The organism is Kribbella lupini, from assembly GCF_039529595.1.
GTDB lineage: Bacteria > Actinomycetota > Actinomycetes > Propionibacteriales > Kribbellaceae > Kribbella > Kribbella lupini.
The window spans coordinates 108,463-127,937 of the sequence record NZ_BAAANC010000005.1; the positions used below are offsets into that span (position 1 = coordinate 108,463).

Consider the following 19,475-nt stretch of genomic DNA (forward strand, 5'->3'; position numbering starts at 1 on the left):
GAGTCACAGAAGTTCGGTGAAGAGGGTCTGGTCGTAGCGGGCTGCCTGGGCTGGGGTGACGGGGGCGAGGATTTGGCCTGTGGTCGGGGTGCCGAAGTAGCGGACCTGGGTGGGGTGGGTGGTGGCGTAGGCGGCTATGTAGGCGCAGACGACGCTGTCGAGGGCGTCTTCTACGCGTTTGAGGTCGGCTTTGCGGGTTGCTTGGGCGAGGGCTTGGCGGAGGTGTTGCCAGGCGGGGTTGGTCTTGACCAGCAGGGGTGGTGAGGCGTTGACCAGGGATTCGACGTAGGTCGCGAGGCGGAGCATCTCTTGGTGGAGGTGGGGGAAGTCGCGACCGGGTTTTGCTTTGTACTGGAGGATTCGGGGGAGGTTGAAGAGGGTGACGATGGCTGGGTGGGGGTAGACCTCGGCAGCTCGGCGGGCGGCCTTGGGGTCGAGGCTGAGGTTGAGGGCTTCGATCAGGCGGAGGGCTCGGGAGCCGTTGGCGAAGCTCGGGTTGGTGGTGTTGGCGGCGTGGCAGGATGCGCCGAAGCGGCCGTAGTACTGGGAGATCAGGCGTTCGCACGGGCGGTGGCCGGTGGCGTTGGTGACGACGATCGGCGCGTCGAACGCGACGAAGCAGGGGCCGGTAGTCCAGCGGGTCAGCCAGGTGAGGATGTCGTCGTCGGTCTGCTGGACGGTGACGTCGAGCAGGCAGCCTGACGCATCCAGTACGGCGAGGCCGGTGACGCCGCGCTGACCCCAGGCGAGGTCGACGCCGACGAATCGCAGGTCGGTCACCTCGAACGCATCCCGTTCATTTCTGGCCTACCCGCGCAGGTCGGATCGCGAGGTGGGACCAGAACCCGCGCAGGCGCTGGCGACGGACGTGCGCATTGCGCCGGGGAGAGGACGTGCACTCCCGCGCTGGCGAGGGAAGGGTCCTCCGCACCGGCGAGGCTGCGGGGGAAGCTGAATCCACGCAGACGCCAGTGTGAAAAGGGCACTCCGCGCCGGGCAGGACTCCGCGACGGCGTGGCGATGGGCAACTCGGCACCGAGCCGGGAGACGGCTCCGCGCCGGCGCGGGGACGCGCTCCGGATAGGCGCCGGGATGCGCGGTCTGCGCCGGCGTGGCTCCGGATAGGCGCCGGGATGTGTGCTCTGCGCCGGTGTGGGGACGAGCTCCGGACAGGCGCTGGGATGCGCGCTCCGCACCGGCGCGAGGACGCGCTCCAGGCAGCTGCCGGGACGCGCACTCCGCACCGACGTGGGAACGCGCGCCGCGCTGGCGCCGGGATGCGTGATCCGGGGGTGGCGCGGAGGGGTGGGGGTCAGGCTTCTGGGACTTCGCGTTCGATTTCGAAGCGGAGGCTCTTGCCGGAGCGGATGCGTTCGACTGCGGCGAGGCAGGCTTCGGGGCTCATGTGGACGCCGATCTCGCCGAGGCGGTTGCGGAGGACCAGCGCGGCGTCCTCGGCTGACCGGGAGCTCGACTCGTTGATCGCGTCGATCGTCGCGGTGGTCAGCTTCTCGCGGATGTCCGGGTGGACCTCGTGGATCTCGTGGGTGATTCTGAACTCCGACATCGCGACTTTCTCCTGTCCAGCGAGCCCGTGACCTGTTTCCAGCCTAGTTCCCCCGAACAGTCTGGAGGGAGCATTCTGTCGCTCCCGGCGGTGCTAGGCGAGTACCCGCGACACGAAACTCTCAAGCCGGTTGCCTAGTCGCTCGATCCGGACCTCCGGGCTGACGGTCTCGCCCTGGGGAACCTCGAGCTCGCGCAGGCCGCGCAGGTAGAGCGAGCAGGCGAGGTCGGCGCAGATGTAGGTGCCGACCGTGTTGCCGGCGCGACCGGCCGAGCCGGCGCGGCGGGCGGCGAACAGGGCGACGTCGGTGACCTGGTGCGCGGTGTGGCAGAGGTCGCAGAGGCCGGTACCGCGGCGGGGCTTGCCGGTGGCCGCGGTGTTGAGGGCGATGCCGAGGACGCCGTCTTCTCGCGGTACGACGAGATAGGCGCGGGCCGGGGCCTTCGCGTCGCGCCAGCCGAGGAAGTCCAGAGACTCCCAGGGGAGGTCGGGCAGCCCGGCCGGCATCGTGATCGCCTTCACCTGGCTCTTGGACGAGTTGACGAACGATCGCCGGATCTCGTCCGCGTTCAGCGCCTGCACCACAAACTCCTCACCTCGACTGGTTGCCGGCCTACTCAACCTGCGCCGAGCCGCCCGGGGCAACCGAATATGTGTGGGGCGGTGGGAGAGGGGCAGGGCAGCGCAGGGCTCGCGTGTGGGGCGGCGAGTGGCGGCCGTTGCCTGTGGGCGGTGGGAGAGGGGGCAGGACAGCGGAGGGCTCGCGTGTGGGGGCGGCGAGTGGCGGCCGTTGCCTGTGGGCGGTGAGAGAGGGGGCCCGCCCCCGCGGGAAGGGCGGGGCCGCGCGTGTGTTGGGGGTGGGCCTGCCGTACGGCGTGCTGCGCGTTCGGCGCGCAGTACGCGCCGGTCTCCGGGGCGGAGACCGCGCCGCCAGGATGATTCGGCGACATGCGGACAGGGGAGTGGACTTATCAACCTGAAGCTGGCACCATAAGAGGTACAAACTTCAACTAAGCGCCCCCGGAGGACAGCTGTTATGACCACGACCGACTACGCCACGCTCACCGGCGACTACACGATCGACACCTCGCACAGCCGCACCGGCTTCGTCGCGCGTCACGCGATGGTGACCAAGGTCCGCGGGTCGTTCAACGAGTGGGAGGGTTCGGCCCACATCGACGGTGAGAACCCGGCGAACTCCTCGGTCAAGGTGACGATCCAGGCCAAGAGCATCGACACCCGCAACAGCCAGCGCGACGACCACCTGCGCAGCAACGACTTCTTCGAGATGGACGAGCACCCGGAGATCACCTTCGTCTCGACCTCGGTCGCGCCCAAGGGCGACGACGTCTTCGCGGTCACCGGTGACCTGACCATCAAGGGCATCACCAAGCCGGTCACGATCGACTTCGAGTACACCGGTACGGCGACCGACCCGTTCGGCAACGTCCGGGTCGGCTTCGACGGCGCGGTCACGATCAACCGCAAGGACTGGAACGTCACCTGGAACGCGGCCCTCGAGGGCGGCGGCGTCCTGGTCAGCGAGAAGGTCACCCTCGAGATCGAGGTCTCGGCGATCAAGAACGCCTGAGCACAGCAGTAACCGTACGACGAGCACAACGTCGTACGACGAGGAACCGGGATCACCGCTGCGGCGGTGGCCCCGGTTCCGTCTTTCACGCAACCGCTTCTGGATAGCCGGCACCCCGCGGAGTGTCGGCTTCGTCGCGGTGCGGTCACGATCGGCCTTCGGTGCGGGCGGGAAGGTTTTGCCGGCCCCGCGCACTGGGAAACTCCTGGCTGAGTGACGACCTAGGGCCAGGGGGTCCGCCGATGATCGACACCAGGCTCTACCGATGGTTCCTGCCGCTGCTCGGGCGGCGCCGGCCGGTTCGGCGTACGCCGGAGTCGTTCCGCCCGCGCGGGACGAGCTCGCGGGTCAGCCGGCTCGCGGCGCGGTACGACGCCGACGTGGACGAAGCGCTGCAACGGCTGTGGCCGAAGGCGCGGGTCTACCACGATCGCGAGTTCGCGCGGGACCGTGCCGACTTCCTGCTGGTGGTGCGCGGGCGCGGCGTGATGGTCGAGACGAAGGTGAAGAGCGACCCGGGACTGTTCCGCGGGTCGACGTTGCCGCCGCTGCTCGACCGGTTGCAGCGGGACGGCAGGCGCCTGGTGGTCCTGCTGAACCAAGGCGACCCGACCCCGGCCCGGGAGCTGCTCGCCGACAAGCTCGGCGACAAAGCCCGCATCGTGGTCTGGTCCGGGCCGGACCAGGACGGCGATTTGCGCGCCGCGGTCGAGGAACTGATCGCCCAGGAGTCGCGCCACCCGCTGTGACGGGTACGGCGGCATCCTCGGGGTCGGCCAGGGCTCGGACAACCCGCCGCGGTTGATCCGGCTGACGCGGGCAGGTGGGAACTCCGCGCTGGCTGGACGAGCGCGCCAGGGGGTGAGCGGCCGGCGGCTGACGTGGAGGGCGTGCTGAGGCGCGAAGCGTGCTGCGGCCGGCGGCTGACGTGGAGTGCGCGCCGAGGCGCGATGCGTGCTGCGGCGGGCTTGGAGGGCGATCCGTGGTGCCTGCGCGGCGGGCGGCGGACTTGAAGAACGCGCGCCGGCGTGGTGATGCATGTCTTGCGGCCGGCCGGGCGGCCTGCACCTGTTGCGCGCAGGCCGCCGGACCGCTCGGGTCAGTACGGGGCGGCGGGAGAGATGTGCACGACCAGGCGCTGCTCGCCGCGGTGGCGGGCAGCTGACGCGGACGTCGTATGGGCGGCAGCAGACAAGCGACGTTGAAAGCCGACAGCGCGGAGAGGTGGACTCTCCGCGCTGTCGGCTGACTCCGGATCGCGAGGTGTGCCCGAGGGCGGCGATCAGGAGTCGTTTTCTCCTCCGGCAAGGCCCGGAGGTTGCTTCAGGGAATCAGCACTTGCGGGCTGTGGTGCTGCCGCCGTCGACGACCCAGCGGCCGTCGTGCTGCTCGACGCGCATCTCGTCGACCCAGCGGGTCGGGGACTTGGCCGGGATCACGCTGCGGCCCTTCGCGTCGACCGTGCGGGCCGCTTTCGTGTCGTAGCAGGCGCGGATGATGACGCCGGACGCGGCGACCGTGCGCTTGGCCCAGACCACCTTGGTGACGCCGGTGTTGCGCAGCTTGCGGGCGCGGAAGTACTTGGCCTGCTGGCTGTACGCCTTGAGCAGCCGCGGGGTCATCACCGGGACCAGCTGCTTGGTCGCCTTGCCGCCGCTCTTCATCATCGTGTCCAGCGCGGCGCGGTAGTCGTAGTACGCGTTGACGACCGGGTCGTTCGAGGCCGGTACCGTGTCGGGCTGGGCCGCGGCGTCCGCGACCGGGACGTCGGTGTGCTTGGACGCCTTCTGGGCGCCGGGAGACGAGGCGGCCACGTCGGCCGATTCGCCGCCGCCGCAACCGGCGAGCATCAGGACCGGGATCAGCGTGGCGGTCACCGCCAGGTCGCGAATGCGCATGGAACGAACCTCCTGTCGGGTGCCGTCGGGAGCGGGCTGCCGCTACCACCGGCACTGTTCGTGTAACGCTGCGACACGGACCGTGGTCACTGTGACCTGAGTCACACTCGACCCCCTACCGGCGTACTGGGAGCGGTTTCGCTCCCTGGCCGGATGTCCCGGCGTCCACGAATTCCTAGCCTCGATCTCGACAGCCGAGACAAAGGAGCGCGCGATGAGCATAGTGAGCAGCAAGGTCGGGCCGACCCGGCCGTCGAAAGCAGCGCTGGCTGCCCATCGGACGATCGGCGTCCTCCACGGATTGCTGGGTTGCTTCCTGATCGGCCTGTGGGGAATCGCGGTGGTCCGGGGACCGTTCTTCGGCCTGGTCGAGCACGGACCGTTCGGGCCGGGGACGTGGGGCGGACCGACGTTGACGGGCGCCTGGCTCGTCCATGCCGCAGTCTCGGTTCCGGTGATCGTGCTGATTCCCCTTGCCCTGTGGGGAATCCGCTCACTGCACGCCACGATGACCCGAGGCCTGTACGGCGAGACTCTCAGCTGGTGGGTCCGCCCGGTCGCGGTGCTGATCGCTGTGGCCGGAGTGGCGCTCTTCGTCGCGTGGGTCCGGCAGATCTAGGGTCGCCGGATGACGGGATGGCCGCAGGGCAGGTGGGCGTGGGTCGCCGGCGCCGGTACGGCGGCGCTGCTGGTGCTCACAGCGATGGACCTGGGCCAGCACTACCGACTCCCGCTCGGCGCGGCGCTCGCACTGGGCACTGCAAGGGCTTTGAATCTCGGACTGGCGTGGACGCGGCCCGCCATCAGTCTGCCGGGGTCGCTGGCCACAGCGGCCCTGACCGCGGCGGTCAGCGTGCCGGTGACAGCCGAGGAGCCCTGGCCGTGGCCGGTGACCAGCGTGTTCGGGCACTCGATCGTCCTGGCGGTAGTCGCGGCGCGGGGTGCGTCGCGCAAAGCGGCAACCGCCTGGTGGGTCCTCACCCAGCTCACGGGTGTAGTGGCGATGCTCCTGGCGCCGGAGCGGGGTTCGTGGGTCGGACTGCTCACCATGGCAGTGCTCTCACTGGTTGCTGTGGTGATCGGCGACCTGCTGCGGTCGCGGGCAGAGGCGCGGCAGCAGCTGGCCGAGCAGGCTGAGCTGACCGAGGCGGAGCGCGCCGAGCGGGCGCTGTGGCAGGAGCGGGCGCGCATCGCTCGGGAGCTGCACGACGTGGTGGCGCACCACTTGTCGGTGGTCGTCGTACGGGCGGACAGTGCGCCGCACCGGCTGCAGGCGTTGCCGGAGGAGGTGCGGACCGAGTTCGCGGGGATCGCTGAGGAGGCGCGGTCGTCGCTGACCGAGATGCGGCGCGTACTGCGGTTGCTGCGGGCCGAGCCGGGGGAGCTGGAGCCGCAGCCCGGGCTGGAGGATCTGCCTGACCTGGTCGAGCGGGCTCGGCAGGCGGGGGCGTCGATCGAGCTGGAGGCGACTGCAGTGGAGGTGGATGCCGCGGTCGCGCTGACGGCGTACCGGGTGGTGCAGGAGGGAATCAGCAACGCCGTACGGCACGCACCGGGTGCAGCGATCACGGTGACAGTACGGCGCGTCGAAGACGAGCTCAGGGTCACGGTGTCCAACACCAGCAGCCAGGCACCGGAGAAAAGCGGTGCAGGACAAGGGCTCCTCGGGATGCGGGAGCGGGTGAGCCTGGTGGATGGGACGGTGAGAGCCGAGAGCACGCCGGACGGCGGGTTCGTGGTGGAGGCGGTCTTGCCGGTGCGGGCGCGATGATCAGGGTGATGGTGGTGGACGACCAGGAGATCGTCCGCGCGGGCTTCAGCGCGTTGCTGGGTTCGCAGGAGGATCTCGAGATCGTCGGGCAGGCGGGCGACGGCGCCGAGGCGATCGAGGTCGCGCGGCAAGTCAGGCCGGACGTGATCCTGATGGACGTACGGATGCCGGTCCTGGACGGGATCGCCGCGACCCGGCAGATCCTCACGGAAAACAGCGCGCCGCCGCGGGTGATCGTGCTGACCACCTTCGACCTCGACGAGTACGTGTACGACGCGCTCCGCGCCGGGGCGAGCGGGTTCCTGCTCAAGCACGCCTCGCCCGACGAGTTGGCCGCGGCGGTTCGCGTCGTCGCCGCGGGGGACGCGCTGCTCGCGCCGTCGATCACCCGGCGTCTGGTCGAGGACTTCGCCAAGGCCCGTCCAGTTCTCAAGAAAGCCGACGCGACCCTCACTCCGCGCGAGACCGACGTACTGCGGCTGATCGCCAGAGGCCTGTCGAACCGCGAGATCGCGGCCGACCTCGTGCTCGCCGAGCAGACCGTGAAGTCGCACGTGAGCCGCATCCTGACCAAGCTGGACCTGAGAGACCGGGCGCAAGCTGTTGTCTACGCGTACGAGGCGGGCATCGTCGCACCCGGCCCGACGCGCTGAGAGGCGGAGAACATGGACGGGTTGGAACGACTCAGGGCCTTGTGCCTGGCGCTGCCGGAGGTGACCGAGCGGCTGAGTCACGGCGAGCCGACCTGGTTCGTCCGCGGCAAGAAGACGTTCGTCATGTTCGCGAACCAGCATCACGACGACCGGATCGGCTTCTGGTGCGCGGCCCCGGAAGGCGCTCAGCAGGAGTTGCTCACCGCCGACCCGGACCACTTCTTCCGCCCGCCGTACGTCGGTCACCGCGGCTGGCTCGGCGTCTACCTCGACGTGGACGACGTCGACTGGGACCACCTCGCCGAGCTCGTTCGCGACGCGTACCGGCAGGTCGCGCCCAAGTCGCTGGCCGCGTTAGTCGACTAGGTCGACCGCGGTCTGCGGAAGCATCGGCAGCTCGGTTGACCACACGGCGGCGGCTTCAGGAGAGGACCAGGCCCAGGACCTGATCTGCGCCGCGCTGCGCCGCCCGAAGACGGCGCGGAAGAGCTCGTACGAGTCGACGGGCACCTCCGCGGCCGGCCCGTCCGACTCGAGCCAGTAGGTGCCGTCGGGCGTGTGAACCGCGACCCCAGAAGCAGCTCCGTCGAGCATCCACTCGACCGTGGCCAGGTAGGCCTCGCGCGGCGGCCGCGGAATGCCGACAGCGCCGCGCAGGTCGGCCTCGTGCACGGAAGCGTCGGCGTACGGGTTGCAGACCAAGGGATGTGAGGTCGTCCCGCTCGTGATCAGCTGTTCCAGCAACACACTCGACGCAGACCACTCAGCCAGTACGGCGGACGCCGGGAGTTGCCGCCGCGGGGCAACCTGGCGGTCGGTCCACGGCGGGAAGGGCGCGCCGTCCAGGTTGCCCTGGACGAAGTCGGTGGCCACGCCGGTCAGGTGCGCGAGCAGGTCGTGCACCGTCCAGTCGGGACAAGCCGGTACGGCGCGGTCGAGCTCGGCGGGGGAGAAGTCGCGGGCCGCCGCCAGGATGCGGTCGCGGCCGGCGGCGTACAGGGCGGCGCTGGTGATCGGGTCCATCGGAGGCCTCCTTTCTGACCTTGACGGTCGAAAGCCGCCGGAATCGACAACGTAAAGCAGCGTTGGGTTCCACCGATAGGGTGGCGCGGTGAGTGAGACTGAGGTCCGGGTCCGCGGGATCGGGGACAAGCTGGCGATCGGGCTGTCGTTCGGGAGCTCGGCGGCGGTGATGGTGCTGGAGCTCGTCTCGCTGCGGCTGGTCGCGCCCTATCTCGGGCTGACCCTGGAGACGAACACCGCGATCATCGGCGTGGCGCTGGCGGCGATCGCGACCGGCGCGGCGCTCGGCGGCCGGTTCTCCGACTCGGTGTCGCCGACCAAGACGCTCGGGCCGTTGATCCTGTTCGGCGGGGCGTTGGTGCTGCTGGTCCTGCCGGTCGTGCGGTGGACCGGGGAAGCGGTCCGCGGTGGTGGCGAGAATGCAGTGTTCCTCGCAGTCGCGGTCGCGATGTTCGTGCCGGCGTCGTTGCTCGCGGCGGTGACGCCGATGGTCACCAAGCTCCGGCTGTCGACGCTGACCCAGACCGGCACGGTGGTCGGCCGGCTGTCGGCGTACGCGACGGTGGGCGGGATCTTCGGGACCGTGCTGACCGGGTTCGTGTTCGTGGCCAAGGTGCCGACGAGCGTGATCGTGCTCTGCCTCGGGGGGTTGCTCGTGCTGACCGGCGCGGTGCTGACGATCTTCCTGCGCGGGTTCCAGGCGGCGGCGCGACCGTTGATCCTCGCGCTGATCGGCGGCGGGCTCACGCTGGTCGCGCCGCGGCCTTGCGAGGTCGAGACGGCGTACCACTGCGCCCGGATCGAATCCGACCCCCACCGCGCGAGCGGCCGGATCCTGTACCTCGACCAGCTGCGGCACTCGTACGTCGATCTCGAGGACCCGACCCACCTCCAGTTCGAGTACATCAAGGACTTCGCGGACCTGATCGACACCGAGTTCCCGACCGGTCGGCCGATCGACGCGCTGCACGTGGGCGGCGGCGGGCTGACGATGCCGCGCTGGCTGACCGCGACCCGGCCGGGCACGCACAACAAGGTGTACGAGATCGACCCCGGCGTGATCGCGCTGGACAAGGCCGAGCTCGGCGCGAAGGCGGGCCCGGAGCTGGACCTGCAGATCCGCGACGGGCGGCTCGGCGTACGGTCCGAGCCTACCGACAGCCGCGACCTGGTGATCATGGACGCGTTCGGCGGCGTCGCCGTTCCGTGGCACCTCACCACGCGCGAGATCGTTGCCGACGTCCACCGCGTGCTGCGGCCGGGCGGCCTGTACACGGCCAACATCATCGACTTCGGCCCGCAGAGCTTCCTCAAGGCCGAGGTGCGGACCGTGGCCGAGGAGTTCGAGAACGTCGCGGTGATCTCGACCCAGCAGGCACTCGCGGGGGAGCAGGGCGGCAACTTCGTGCTGGTCGCCTCCGACGACGAGCTGCCGGTTGCGGCGCTCCGGGCCAAGCTGGGCGCTCGCGCCGCCGTACTGGCAGGCGCTGACGAAGTACGCCGGTTCGTCGGCGACGCGCCGCTCCTGACCGACGACTTCGCGCCGGTCGACCAGCTGCTGACGCCGTTCCCCAGCTGACCGGACAGTGGGCAACCCGGGTGTGGAGTTGTGCTCCGCGCCTCGGGCTTGTTGCATGTGCACATGCACCCACGCGCAGGTCAGCCCGCTCAGCCCGAGGACCTCGTCGACGTCGACGCGATGCTCGCGGCGTACGACGGGATCATCCCGGACGTCGACAACCCGGCCCAGAAGGTCGTCTTCGGTACGTCGGGCCACCGCGGCTCGAGCCTGGACGGCGCCTTCAACGAGGCCCACATCCTGGCGATCACGCAGGCCGTCTGCGAGTACCGCGCCGGTGAGGGCACCAGCGGCCCGCTCCTGGTCGGCCGGGACAGCCACGGCCTGTCCGAGCCCGCCTGGCGGACCGTGCTCGAGGTCCTCGCGGGCAACAACGTGCAGATCCTGGTCGACAGCGCCGACCGGCTGACCCCGACGCCCGCGGTGTCGCACGCGATCCTGCGGCTCAACCGCGGCGCGGGCGCCGGTGCCGACGGCATCGTCATCACCCCGTCGCACAACCCGCCGCGGGACGGCGGCATCAAGTACAACCCGCCGCACGGCGGGCCGGCCGACTCCGACGCGACCGGCTGGATCGCCGCCCGGGCCAACGAGCTGATCGCCGGCGGCAACCGCGAAGTACGCCGTACGCCGTTCGAGCAGGCGCGGAGCCAGGCCGGGGACTACGACTTCCTCGGCCACTACGTCGACGACCTGCCGTCGGTGATCAACCTGGACGCGATCCGTTCCTCCGGGCTGCGGATCGGCGCCGACCCGCTCGGCGGCGCGAGCGTCGACTACTGGGCCGCGATCGGCGAACGGCACGGCCTCGACCTGACCGTGGTGAACCCGCGGGTCGACCCGGCCTGGTCGTTCATGACGCTGGACCACGACGGCAAGATCCGAATGGACTGCTCCTCGCCGTACGCGATGGCCTCGCTGGTCGCGCAGAAGGACCGGTACGACCTCGCCACCGGCAACGACGCGGACGCCGACCGGCACGGCATCGTCACGCCGGACGCCGGCCTGATGAACCCGAACCACTACCTCGCGGCGGCGATCTCGTACCTGTTCGCGAACCGCCAGTGGGGTCCGGACGTCGCCGTCGGCAAGACGCTGGTGTCGTCGTCGCTGATCGACCGCGTGGTCGCGGACCTCGGCCGGCGGCTGTGGGAGGTTCCGGTCGGGTTCAAGTGGTTCGTACCGGGCTTGATCGACGGCTCGGTCGGCTTCGGCGGCGAGGAGTCGGCGGGCGCGAGCTTCCTGCGGTTCGACGGCAGCGTCTGGACGACGGACAAGGACGGCATCCTGCTCGCGCTGCTGGCCAGCGAGATCACCGCGGTGACCGGGGAGACGCCGTCGCAGGCGCACGCGAAGCTGGTCGAGCGGTTCGGCGCTTCGGCGTACTCGCGGGTGGACGCTCCGGCGAGCCGGGAGCAGAAGGCGAAGCTCGCGGCGCTGTCGGCCGACGCCGTCACAGCGACCGAGCTGGCCGGCGAACCGATCCTGGACCGGCTGACCAGCGCGCCCGGCAACGGCGCGGCGGTCGGCGGGCTGAAGGTGACGACCGAGTCCGCGTGGTTCGCGGCCCGGCCGTCGGGGACCGAGGACCTGTACAAGATCTACGGCGAGTCGTTCAAGGGCGCCGAGCACCTGGACGAGGTGTTCGTGCAAGCCCGCGAGGTCGTGTCGAACGCGCTCGGCGACTAGCGCACGAAGGCGTCCACCAACCGGTCCAGGTCCGCGGCGGGGCTCGAGGTCAGCCCGCTGTGGATCGGGCCGGGGTGGACGACCGTACTGCGGGGTGCCGCGAGCCAGCGGAACCGCTCGCCGATCCGCGTGGCAGCGGCCGGGCCGCCGGCCGGGTCGCCCGCGCAGATCGCGCGGATGTGCTCCAGCGACGCGCACACCACGTCGACGTCCACGGCCGGGTCGAGCGCGCGCAGCCGGGCCGGGTCGACGTCCCAGGCGGCGCCGAGGAAGTCCATCCCGCGGCAGTAGATCACCGCGCCGACGTTGACGAACTCGCCGCGGTGGATGCGCGGCGCGGCGCGCAGGATCACGTAGTCGAAGGGAACCAGGTCCCCGGTGAGCTCGGTCATCGCGCACCTCCCGGCAGCCACGCGGACCGGTCGGCCAGCCGGGCGGTCAGGTGCCCGAGGTAGCGCTCGCGGTCGCCGTCGGCGATCCACTCGTCCGGGACCAGCGCGATCACCTCGGTCAGCAGCTCCGGCGTGATCTCGGCCGCCAGGTCCGCGTCGATCGCCGGTACGGCGGGCGCGTCGTCGCGGAAGACGTGGTCGGTCGCGTCGTACGGCAGGGCGGCGAAGCGCTCGGCCGACATCCAGGAGTGGTGGAAGTACAGGGCCGCGCCGTGGTCGATCAACCAGAGTTCCTTGTGCCAGACGAGCAGGTTGGGGTTGCGCCAGGAGCGGTCCACGTTGGCGATGAACGCGTCCAGCCAAAGGATTCGCGCCCGGGTCGCGGCGTCCGGCGTACCGCTGGACCCGTCGTAGCCGAAGGAGCCGGGCAGGAAGTCGACCGCGAGGTTGAGCCCGGCGCTGCGGACCAGCAGCTCCTGGATCTCCTCGTCGGGCTCGGACTTGCCGATCGCCGGGTCGAGCCGGCAGAGCTTGAGCTCCGGGATCCGCAGCCCGAGCCGGCGGAACAGCTCGCCGGCGATGATCTCGGCGACCAGCGCCTTCGGGCCCTGGCCGGCGCCGTGGAACTTCAGCACGTAGGTCCCGAGATCGTTGCCTTCGACAACACCCGGCAGCGATCCGCCCTCGCGCAACGGCAGCACGTAGCGGGTGGCGGTGACGGTCGGCAGACTCACCCGGCAGAGCCTAGAGGGCGGTTTCCTCGCGGTCGGCGTCGGGTACCGACTCGGGGTGAAGCATCCGTCGATGGGCGTCGAAGAAGAGTTGCTGCTCGTTTCCGCCACCGGTCAGCCACTGCCGCGGAGCAAGGCGGTCGCGGAGGGTACTGAAGGTGTCGACGTAGAGCTGGAGCTGACCCGCGCGCAGGTGGAGACCAACTCGCCGGTGTGCGAGACCGCCGACGAGCTGCACGAGCAACTCACCGTGATGCGGAAGAAGCTGGCCGTCTCGGCCGCCGAGCAGGGCGGACGGTTGCTGGCTGTCGCTGCCCCGCCGACCGGCGAGGCAGCGCACCTGGTGACCCGCAAGCCGCGCTACCTGGAGATGGAAGGGCGGTACGGGCTGCTCGCGAAGGAACAGGCCGTCTGCGGCTGCCACGTGCACATCGACGTACCGGACAAGGAAGCGGCGATCCGGGTCAGCAACCACCTGCGGCCGTGGCTGCCGGCGTTGCTCGCGCTGACGGCCAACTCGGCGGTCTACCTGGGCCACGACACCGGGTTCGCCAGCTGGCGGTGGATCATGTGGTCGCGCTGGCCGTGCGTCGGGCAGCCGCCGTACTTCGAGTCGGCCGAGCACTACGACCGGTTGGTCCAGACCTTCCTGACGTCGGGCGCGATCATGGACGAACGGATGGTCTACTGGGACGCCCGGCCGTCGTCGCACCTGCCGACCATCGAGCTGCGGGTCAGCGACGTGCCCCTGACCGTCGACGAGACCGTGCTGCACGCGACGCTGGGCCGGGCGCTGGTGATGACCGCGCTGGACAGCGGCAGCCTGGGCCCCGAGCTGCAGCCCGAGGTGTTGCGGGCGGCGTACTGGCTGGCGGCGAAGAACGGTCTGACCGGCGACAACCTCGACGTACGGCGCAACAAGGTGCTGCCGATCGAGCAGGTCCTGGGACTGCTGATCGACCATGTCCGGCCGGCGCTGGAACAGCTGGGTGAGGTCGAGCGGGTGGAGACCACCATCCAGCGGTTGCTCCGCGAAGGCAACGGCGCGCGGAGGCAGCAGAAGGCCTTCCGTGAGGGCGACGACCTGATCGCCCTCACGGAGCTCAGACCCTAGCTCCGGAGGAAGTCCTCCAGGCCGTGCAGGTCGTCGGTGTTCAGGTGGTCGACGCCGGCGGCCGCGAGCTCGGCCCAGAGGGCCTCGCGGGCCGCGCCGCGGGTGTCGGGGGTGGCCCAGAAGCGGACCCGGTAGCCGGCGCGGTGGGCGGTGGTGACGATCTGGCGAAGCTTCTCGCGCTCGGCGGCCGGGAAGGCGCCGACGCCCTGCCAGGTGAAGTTGTTCGTCCAGTTGTCGCTGACCAGCGGCATCAGGGACGCGGGCATCTTCGAGTTCAGATCGGACAGGCGGCCGTCGTACCCGGCGTACCGGACCTTCTGCGCCTTCAGCACGTCGAGCGGGCGGTTACCGCTGATCACGGACGTGACCGGACCGCGGTAGGTGTGCCCGTTGGCGAAGATCGTGCTGATCCCGCGGTACTTGCGCAGCGCGGCGTCGATCGCGGCGTACGTCGTCGGGCCGTCGCTCTTGATGTCGATCAGCAGCTGGAAGTCGCGTCCGCGCTGGTAGACCTCACCGTGGTTCGCGCGGATCCGGTCGGCCAGCGGCTTCAGGTACAGGCTTTCCAGCGTGCGGCCCGGTACGGCGTCGTCCAGGTCGTGCGCGACCCGCAGCTCGCCGTCGATCAGCCAGACGTCGGCCTCGACCGAGTTGAAGCCGCGGTCCAGCGCGTCCTGCAGCGGACGCCGGTGCTCGTAGTCGTTGTGCGCATGCGCTGCCGCCAGCGGCCGGATCGCCGGAGCGTCGTACGCCTTGGGCAGCCGGAAGCCGTTGTCCCGGGCGACCTGGCGCAGGCGGTCGGGGTAGTCGGAGATGATCCCGTCGACACCCTTGTCGATCAGCGACTCCATCGTCGCCGGGTCGTCGACCGTCCACGGCACGACCTTCATCCCGGCCTGGTGCGCGGACTTGACCATCGCCTCGGTCACGTACGGCCGGTACGCCGGGTCGCCGACCTTGCCGTCCTGCGGGAACCCGTGCACCGGCGAGATCGCGCTCGCGCCGAACGACTTGGCCGCCTTGACCAGGTCGCCGCCGAAGTCGTCGATGTCGATCCCGCCCAGCCACGGCGACTTGCCGGGCTGACCGGTCTGCAGGAAGTCGTAGTTGGTCAGCGCGACCAGCGGCAGCTCCGGCGCGACCTGGCGCATCCGCATCAGCGCGCCCCAGTCGAAGCTCTGGATCGTGACCTGCCGGGCGATCCGCGCCTTGCGGATCTCCTGGCTGACGACCTGGACGAACTGCTCGCGCGGTGCGGTCTCCGACGGTGCGCCGGCCTCGACCTTGGTCTCGATGTTCAGCTTCACGTCGTTCGCGCGGAAGCGGTGCACGAGCGCGAACACCTCACGCAGCTCCGGCATCCGGGCGCCGGGGTCGGGCGTCTGGCCCGGGAAGTTCGCCTGGGGGAGCGAACCGCAGTCGAGCTGGCGGACCTGGTCGAAGGTCAGCGTGTTGATGTACTTGCCGACGTACGGGTACTCGGGATCGCCGGCGGTGTACGGCGCGGTGTCCTGGCACTTGGACGCGGCGATCTTGCGGTCGTGGGTGACGACGGCGTGGCCGTCCTCGGTGATCTGGACGTCCAGCTCGAGGGTGCTGACTCCGGTCTCGAGACCGCGGGTGAACGACGCGATCGTGGACTCGACGGTGAGGCCGAGGCCACCGCGGTGGGCCTGCAGGTCGAGCTCGCGGCCGCGGTACGCGGACGCCTCGACGGTGACCAGGCCCTGACCCAGCAGGGCGGCGGTGAGGGCGAGCGGGAGCAGCGCGCGGGGGAGGCGGCGCATGAGGGGTTCCTGTTCGTCGGCGGAGGGGGCCACCCGACCGTAATCGATGCCCACCCGGAGGGGGCAAGTACTTCACCGTGAACAGAAAGGTACAGAAAGATTTGTGCGCCGGACCGGGAAGCGCCTCACGGCGCGTGGCCGCTCGTAGCGGCTATTTTTGGGACCCGGGGCTACCACGGCCCGACGCGTAGATCAGTGTAGCGGGTGCCCGAACGCGTTGTCCTGTTGAGGATTCAGGGGCTCGTGTTCACAAGATCACAGTGTAAACCGGCAGGAACTACCACAGCTGACCGGCACGCTCCGTGCGCGCGGCGGTCGCCAGCTGGTCGGCCATCTCGACCAGCTTGGACGCCGACCTGACCTGATCGTGGCCGTCGTCGGCCAGGTGGGCGCGGCCGGTCGCCACGATCCGGGCGAACGCCGCCGCGCGGTCCAGCGTGGTCGCGAAGTCGCCGCTGGCCACACCCCGCAGTACGGCGTCGACCATCGCGCGCACCTCGCCCGGGCCGGGCGGGTCGGCGACGCCGGCCACCACCGCGTGCACCTCGGCGTACTCACGACCGGTCGCGTACTCCCGGGCGACGTCCTCGGGGCTGGAGTGCACCCAGGAGCGCAGCACGTAGAGCCGCCACAGCGTGCCCGGCAGGGAGTCGGCGGGCGCGTCGGACCAGAGGTCGGCCAACTCGTCCAGACCGTAGTCGTCGGCCAGCTTGACCACCCGCGCGACCACCTCCGCGTCCTCGCTCGACCGGGCGCCCCGGACCAGCAGCTCGGCGGTCCGGTGCGCCACCTCGGCCACCTTCGCCGGGTCGGCCGCCGCACCGGGCAGCGACTCGAACAGCTGGTTACCCGGCAGGATCGGCCGGCGCGGAGTAGGAACGGTCACCCAGCCATGATCCCCGACCAACCCAACCCTCGCACTCCGACCCGCCCCCCGCCCGCCCCACCCGCCCCGCGCCTGTCCCCGTCCACCCGCCCCGCGTCTGTCCCCGCCCACCCGCCCCGCGCCTGTCCCCGCCCACCCCCGCTCCGCGCTCTCGTCCTTCCCTCGACTTCGTGCACCGCTCAGCCACGATTCCCGAGCTGCGACGGCTGAGCGGTGCTCAAAGTCGGGTGGGGGCTGTCGGAAGGGGCCAGTAGAGTCGACGCCATGGCAGCTCCTCAGCGTGGGCGACTGGCGAAGAACCTGGTGAAGTACGGCGTGCGGTACGGGCCGATGGCGTTCGAGGCGGTCAAGCACGGGCGCGAGCCGGCGCAGCAGGCGATCCAGGCGGCGCTGGCGAAGCGGTCGGCGCGGAAGAAGGCGATCGAGCACGCGCTGACCGTGCGGGACGGGTCGCTGCTCAAGGTGATCAAGGACGGCTCGGCGATCTTCTTCGTCTTCAGCGGCGACGCGATCGTCACGACGTACCCGCCGGTGCCGCAGGCGACGTACCCGGAGCTGCTCCGGCACGCCGACCTGGACCGGCGCGAGCAGGCCGCTGTCCTCGCCGCCGCGCAGCGTGCCAGGCTGACCGACCGGCTGCCGAAGCCGCGCCGCCGCAAGTGAGGTTTTGACAAAGGCGTAACACGGCGGACCCGGCCCGGTCACACCCTCACCGCACAGTGGAAGCACGATCCACGAGGGAGGGCGTCCGCATGCTCTGGAAGATCAGGACCGAACTCGCCGACCGGCCGGGGGCACTGGCCGAACTCGCTGCACGGTGTGGTGCGGACGACATCAACATTCTCAGCCTGGAGGTCTTCACCGCCGAGAGCGGAGCCGTCGACGAACTGGTGGTCTCCACCGGCGTCGGCTGGACCGCCGACGACCTGGCCGCGCTCACTGTCGAGGCCGGCTGCGCCAACACGACGGTCAGCCCGTGCCAGGCCGACGTACTGAGTGACGCCCCGACCAGGTACCTGCGGGCCGTGCTGCGCCTGATCGACGACCCGCTGGCCGTCGACGAGGAGCTGGAGGCGCTGCAGGGCTTCGGCGAGTACACCCCGGCCGAGTGGGCTCGTGCCGACGTACTGGTCGAGATCGCGGGCCGCCTGTCCACCCAGTACGCCGAAGAGGTGCAGGACGCGCCGCGTCCCGGCGACGGCGGCGTACCGGAACTTCGGCGGGCGACCGTCGAGGACGCCGAGGCAGTGGTCGCCATGCACGATCGGTGCTCGTACGAGAGCCGCACCCGGCGCTACCACGTCCCCATGCCGCGGCTGACCGCCCGCACCGCTCGCCACCTGTCCGCTCCGGCCGGCGGGGTGTCCGTCGTCGCGGTGGTCGACGGCGCGGTGATCGGCATGGCCACGGCCGCGCCCTGGGAGGAGCTGGACGGTGCGGCGATGGAGATCGCCGTACTGGTCGAGGACGGGTGGCAGGGGCAAGGACTGGGCTCGCAGCTGCTGCGCCAGGTGATCCGGGAGTCGCGGCTGCTCGGCGCCGACCGGGTGGTCTGCATGGTCCAGCCGGACAACGCCGCGATGCTCCGGACGGTGGAGGGTCTGCGGATGCGGACGCGCGTCGTACCGGACGGTGACAGTCTGATGGTGGCCATCGCGCTGTCCGACCAGAGCCTGTCGCATTCCGTGGAACAGGGGCCGGTGCCCTATCGTCAGACCCGTGCCATCCCTGCCCACCGGTCGCAATCCGCACGGTCTACTGGTCAACCTGCCCGCGAGCACGCGCTCGCCGGTCCTGGAGCTGTTCCGTCGACTCCTGATCGCGGTGGGCCTGCTGACCGTCATGGTGCTGATCGTGGTGGTCGACCGTGACGGCTACAAGGACACCTACGACGGCCGCGTCGACCTGATCGACAGCATCTACTACGCGACGGTGACGCTGACCACCACCGGGTACGGCGACATCACTCCGGTGACGCCCGCCGCCCGGCTGGTCAACGCGTTCATCGTGACGCCGCTGCGCATCTCGTTCCTGGTGGTCCTGGTCGGCACGACCCTGGAAGTCCTGGCGAACGAGGGTCGTCGCATCATGCGCGACTCGCGGTGGAGGAAGCACATGAAGGACCACGTTGTCGTCGTCGGCTACGGCACGAAAGGCCGCTCGGCCGTGCAGACCCTGCTGAGCAACGGCGTCAAGCGCGAGGACATCGTGGTGATCGACCCGCGGGCCCAGGCGATCGGGGACGCGGGCAACGACCAGATGGCCGCGTTCCACGGCGACGCGACCAACCGCACGGTGCTGCGGCGCGCGGAGGTGTCGGTCGCGCGCGAGGTGATCGTGACGACCGACCGCGACGACTCCGCCGTCCTGGTCACGCTGGCGGTCCGGCAGCTCAACCCCGAGGCCCACATCGTGGTCGCGGTCCGCGAGGAGGACAACGTCCCGCTGCTGCGGCAGAGCGGCGCGGACGCCGTCGTCACGTCGTCGGAAGCGGTCGGCCGGCTGCTCGGCCTGTCCGCGGTCAGCCCGAACCTCGGCGAGGTGATGGAGGACCTGCTCACCTACGGCGAAGGGCTCGAGGTCGCCGAACGCCCGGTGCTGGGCCGCGAGGTCGGCAAGGCCCCGTCGTCGGTGCCGGACCGCGTCGTCTCGGTCGTCCGCGACGGCAAGGTGCACCGGTACTACGACTCGAACGTCTCGGTCCTGGCCGCCGGCGACAAGCTCATCGTCGTACGGCCCGCCAAGGAAACCCCGTGGGCCGAGCGCCCGGGCGCCGACGACCAGGAAGAGTAGC

Annotated in this window: 21 protein-coding genes; 12 read left to right on the plus strand and 9 right to left on the minus strand. The window is 70.5% G+C overall.

Going from position 1 to position 19,475, the window contains the following annotated elements; translation table 11 throughout:
* Nucleotides 1-3: 3 nt before the first annotated feature.
* The 3 genes from ABD235_RS37105 to ABD235_RS37115 form a co-directional block, all read right to left on the minus strand.
* A complete protein-coding gene (locus tag ABD235_RS37105; protein WP_344182897.1) occupies nucleotides 4-780 on the minus strand; it encodes a DUF429 domain-containing protein in 777 nt (258 codons plus the stop codon).
* A 532-nt stretch (nucleotides 781-1,312) separates the two neighbouring features.
* Complete coding sequence (locus ABD235_RS37110) at nucleotides 1,313-1,567, minus strand: hypothetical protein (RefSeq protein WP_344182899.1); 255 nt, start codon at nucleotides 1,565-1,567, stop codon at nucleotides 1,313-1,315.
* Between the two features lie 93 nt (nucleotides 1,568-1,660).
* Nucleotides 1,661-2,149, minus strand: coding sequence for an FBP domain-containing protein (locus ABD235_RS37115; protein WP_344182900.1), 489 nt, complete (start codon nucleotides 2,147-2,149; stop codon nucleotides 1,661-1,663).
* Between the two features lie 454 nt (nucleotides 2,150-2,603).
* Between ABD235_RS37115 and ABD235_RS37120 the strand changes: the two genes are divergently transcribed.
* Nucleotides 2,604-3,158, plus strand: a complete 555-nt coding sequence (locus ABD235_RS37120) for a YceI family protein (RefSeq protein ID WP_344182902.1) — start codon at nucleotides 2,604-2,606, stop codon at nucleotides 3,156-3,158.
* A gap of 242 nt (nucleotides 3,159-3,400) precedes the next feature.
* Nucleotides 3,401-3,907 (plus strand): hypothetical protein, encoded by a 507-nt coding sequence (locus tag ABD235_RS37125; RefSeq protein ID WP_344182904.1) that lies wholly within the window; start codon nucleotides 3,401-3,403, stop codon nucleotides 3,905-3,907.
* 582 nt (nucleotides 3,908-4,489) lie between these two features.
* Here ABD235_RS37125 and ABD235_RS37130 read toward each other — a convergent pair.
* Complete coding sequence (locus ABD235_RS37130; RefSeq protein WP_344182906.1) at nucleotides 4,490-5,056, minus strand: hypothetical protein; 567 nt, start codon at nucleotides 5,054-5,056, stop codon at nucleotides 4,490-4,492.
* A gap of 214 nt (nucleotides 5,057-5,270) precedes the next feature.
* Between ABD235_RS37130 and ABD235_RS37135 the strand changes: the two genes are divergently transcribed.
* Genes ABD235_RS37135 through ABD235_RS37150 form a run of 4 tightly spaced genes read left to right on the plus strand, consistent with a single transcriptional unit; the run spans nucleotide 5,271 to nucleotide 7,846 of the window.
* Nucleotides 5,271-5,675, plus strand: a complete 405-nt coding sequence (locus ABD235_RS37135; RefSeq protein ID WP_344182908.1) for a hypothetical protein — start codon at nucleotides 5,271-5,273, stop codon at nucleotides 5,673-5,675.
* Between the two features lie 9 nt (nucleotides 5,676-5,684).
* On the plus strand, nucleotides 5,685-6,827 hold the full coding sequence (locus ABD235_RS37140; protein ID WP_344182910.1) for a sensor histidine kinase: 1,143 nt from the start codon (nucleotides 5,685-5,687) through the stop codon (nucleotides 6,825-6,827).
* On the plus strand, nucleotides 6,824-7,480 hold the full coding sequence (locus ABD235_RS37145; protein ID WP_344182911.1) for a response regulator: 657 nt from the start codon (nucleotides 6,824-6,826) through the stop codon (nucleotides 7,478-7,480). The genes ABD235_RS37140 and ABD235_RS37145 overlap by 4 nt, the downstream gene beginning before the upstream one ends.
* A 12-nt stretch (nucleotides 7,481-7,492) precedes the next feature.
* Nucleotides 7,493-7,846, plus strand: coding sequence for an MmcQ/YjbR family DNA-binding protein (locus ABD235_RS37150; RefSeq protein ID WP_344182913.1), 354 nt, complete (start codon nucleotides 7,493-7,495; stop codon nucleotides 7,844-7,846).
* Here the strand turns inward: ABD235_RS37150 and ABD235_RS37155 are convergent.
* A complete protein-coding gene (locus tag ABD235_RS37155) occupies nucleotides 7,835-8,503 on the minus strand; it encodes a maleylpyruvate isomerase family mycothiol-dependent enzyme (protein WP_344182915.1) in 669 nt (222 codons plus the stop codon). The two genes, ABD235_RS37150 and ABD235_RS37155, sit on opposite strands and share 12 nt — an antisense overlap.
* 88 nt (nucleotides 8,504-8,591) lie before the next feature.
* Between ABD235_RS37155 and ABD235_RS37160 the strand changes: the two genes are divergently transcribed.
* On the plus strand, nucleotides 8,592-10,082 hold the full coding sequence (locus ABD235_RS37160; RefSeq protein ID WP_344182917.1) for a fused MFS/spermidine synthase: 1,491 nt from the start codon (nucleotides 8,592-8,594) through the stop codon (nucleotides 10,080-10,082).
* 63 nt (nucleotides 10,083-10,145) lie between these two features.
* On the plus strand, nucleotides 10,146-11,771 hold the full coding sequence (gene pgm, locus ABD235_RS37165) for a phosphoglucomutase (alpha-D-glucose-1,6-bisphosphate-dependent) (RefSeq protein WP_344182919.1): 1,626 nt from the start codon (nucleotides 10,146-10,148) through the stop codon (nucleotides 11,769-11,771).
* Here pgm and ABD235_RS37170 read toward each other — a convergent pair.
* Both ABD235_RS37170 and ABD235_RS37175 read right to left on the minus strand, forming a co-directional pair.
* Entirely contained in the window at nucleotides 11,768-12,163 is a 396-nt protein-coding gene (locus tag ABD235_RS37170; protein ID WP_344182921.1) for a DUF3037 domain-containing protein, read from the minus strand. The two genes, pgm and ABD235_RS37170, sit on opposite strands and share 4 nt — an antisense overlap.
* A complete protein-coding gene (locus ABD235_RS37175; RefSeq protein ID WP_344182923.1) occupies nucleotides 12,160-12,897 on the minus strand; it encodes a HipA family kinase in 738 nt (245 codons plus the stop codon). The genes ABD235_RS37170 and ABD235_RS37175 overlap by 4 nt, the downstream gene beginning before the upstream one ends.
* 70 nt (nucleotides 12,898-12,967) lie before the next feature.
* Between ABD235_RS37175 and ABD235_RS37180 the strand changes: the two genes are divergently transcribed.
* Nucleotides 12,968-14,008, plus strand: a complete 1,041-nt coding sequence (locus tag ABD235_RS37180; protein ID WP_344182925.1) for a carboxylate-amine ligase — start codon at nucleotides 12,968-12,970, stop codon at nucleotides 14,006-14,008.
* Here ABD235_RS37180 and ABD235_RS37185 read toward each other — a convergent pair.
* Together ABD235_RS37185 and ABD235_RS37190 are read right to left on the minus strand one after the other, a co-directional pair.
* Nucleotides 14,005-15,795, minus strand: a complete 1,791-nt coding sequence (locus tag ABD235_RS37185) for a glycerophosphodiester phosphodiesterase family protein (protein WP_344182927.1) — start codon at nucleotides 15,793-15,795, stop codon at nucleotides 14,005-14,007. The two genes, ABD235_RS37180 and ABD235_RS37185, sit on opposite strands and share 4 nt — an antisense overlap.
* A 277-nt stretch (nucleotides 15,796-16,072) precedes the next feature.
* Nucleotides 16,073-16,681: a hypothetical protein gene (locus ABD235_RS37190; protein ID WP_344182929.1), complete on the minus strand. Its 609-nt coding sequence runs from the start codon at nucleotides 16,679-16,681 to the stop codon at nucleotides 16,073-16,075.
* Between the two features lie 264 nt (nucleotides 16,682-16,945).
* Here ABD235_RS37190 and ABD235_RS37195 point away from each other — a divergent pair, with 264 nt between their 5' ends.
* The 3 genes from ABD235_RS37195 (at nucleotide 16,946) to ABD235_RS37205 (ending at nucleotide 19,474) form a co-directional block, all read left to right on the plus strand.
* Nucleotides 16,946-17,344 (plus strand): hypothetical protein, encoded by a 399-nt coding sequence (locus tag ABD235_RS37195; protein WP_344182931.1) that lies wholly within the window; start codon nucleotides 16,946-16,948, stop codon nucleotides 17,342-17,344.
* An 89-nt stretch (nucleotides 17,345-17,433) separates the two neighbouring features.
* On the plus strand, nucleotides 17,434-18,552 hold the full coding sequence (locus tag ABD235_RS37200) for a GNAT family N-acetyltransferase (protein ID WP_344182933.1): 1,119 nt from the start codon (nucleotides 17,434-17,436) through the stop codon (nucleotides 18,550-18,552).
* Nucleotides 18,524-19,474, plus strand: coding sequence for a potassium channel family protein (locus ABD235_RS37205; RefSeq protein WP_344182934.1), 951 nt, complete (start codon nucleotides 18,524-18,526; stop codon nucleotides 19,472-19,474). Before ABD235_RS37200 ends, ABD235_RS37205 begins: the two co-directional genes overlap by 29 nt.
* The last annotated feature ends 1 nt before the right edge of the window (nucleotide 19,475 follow it).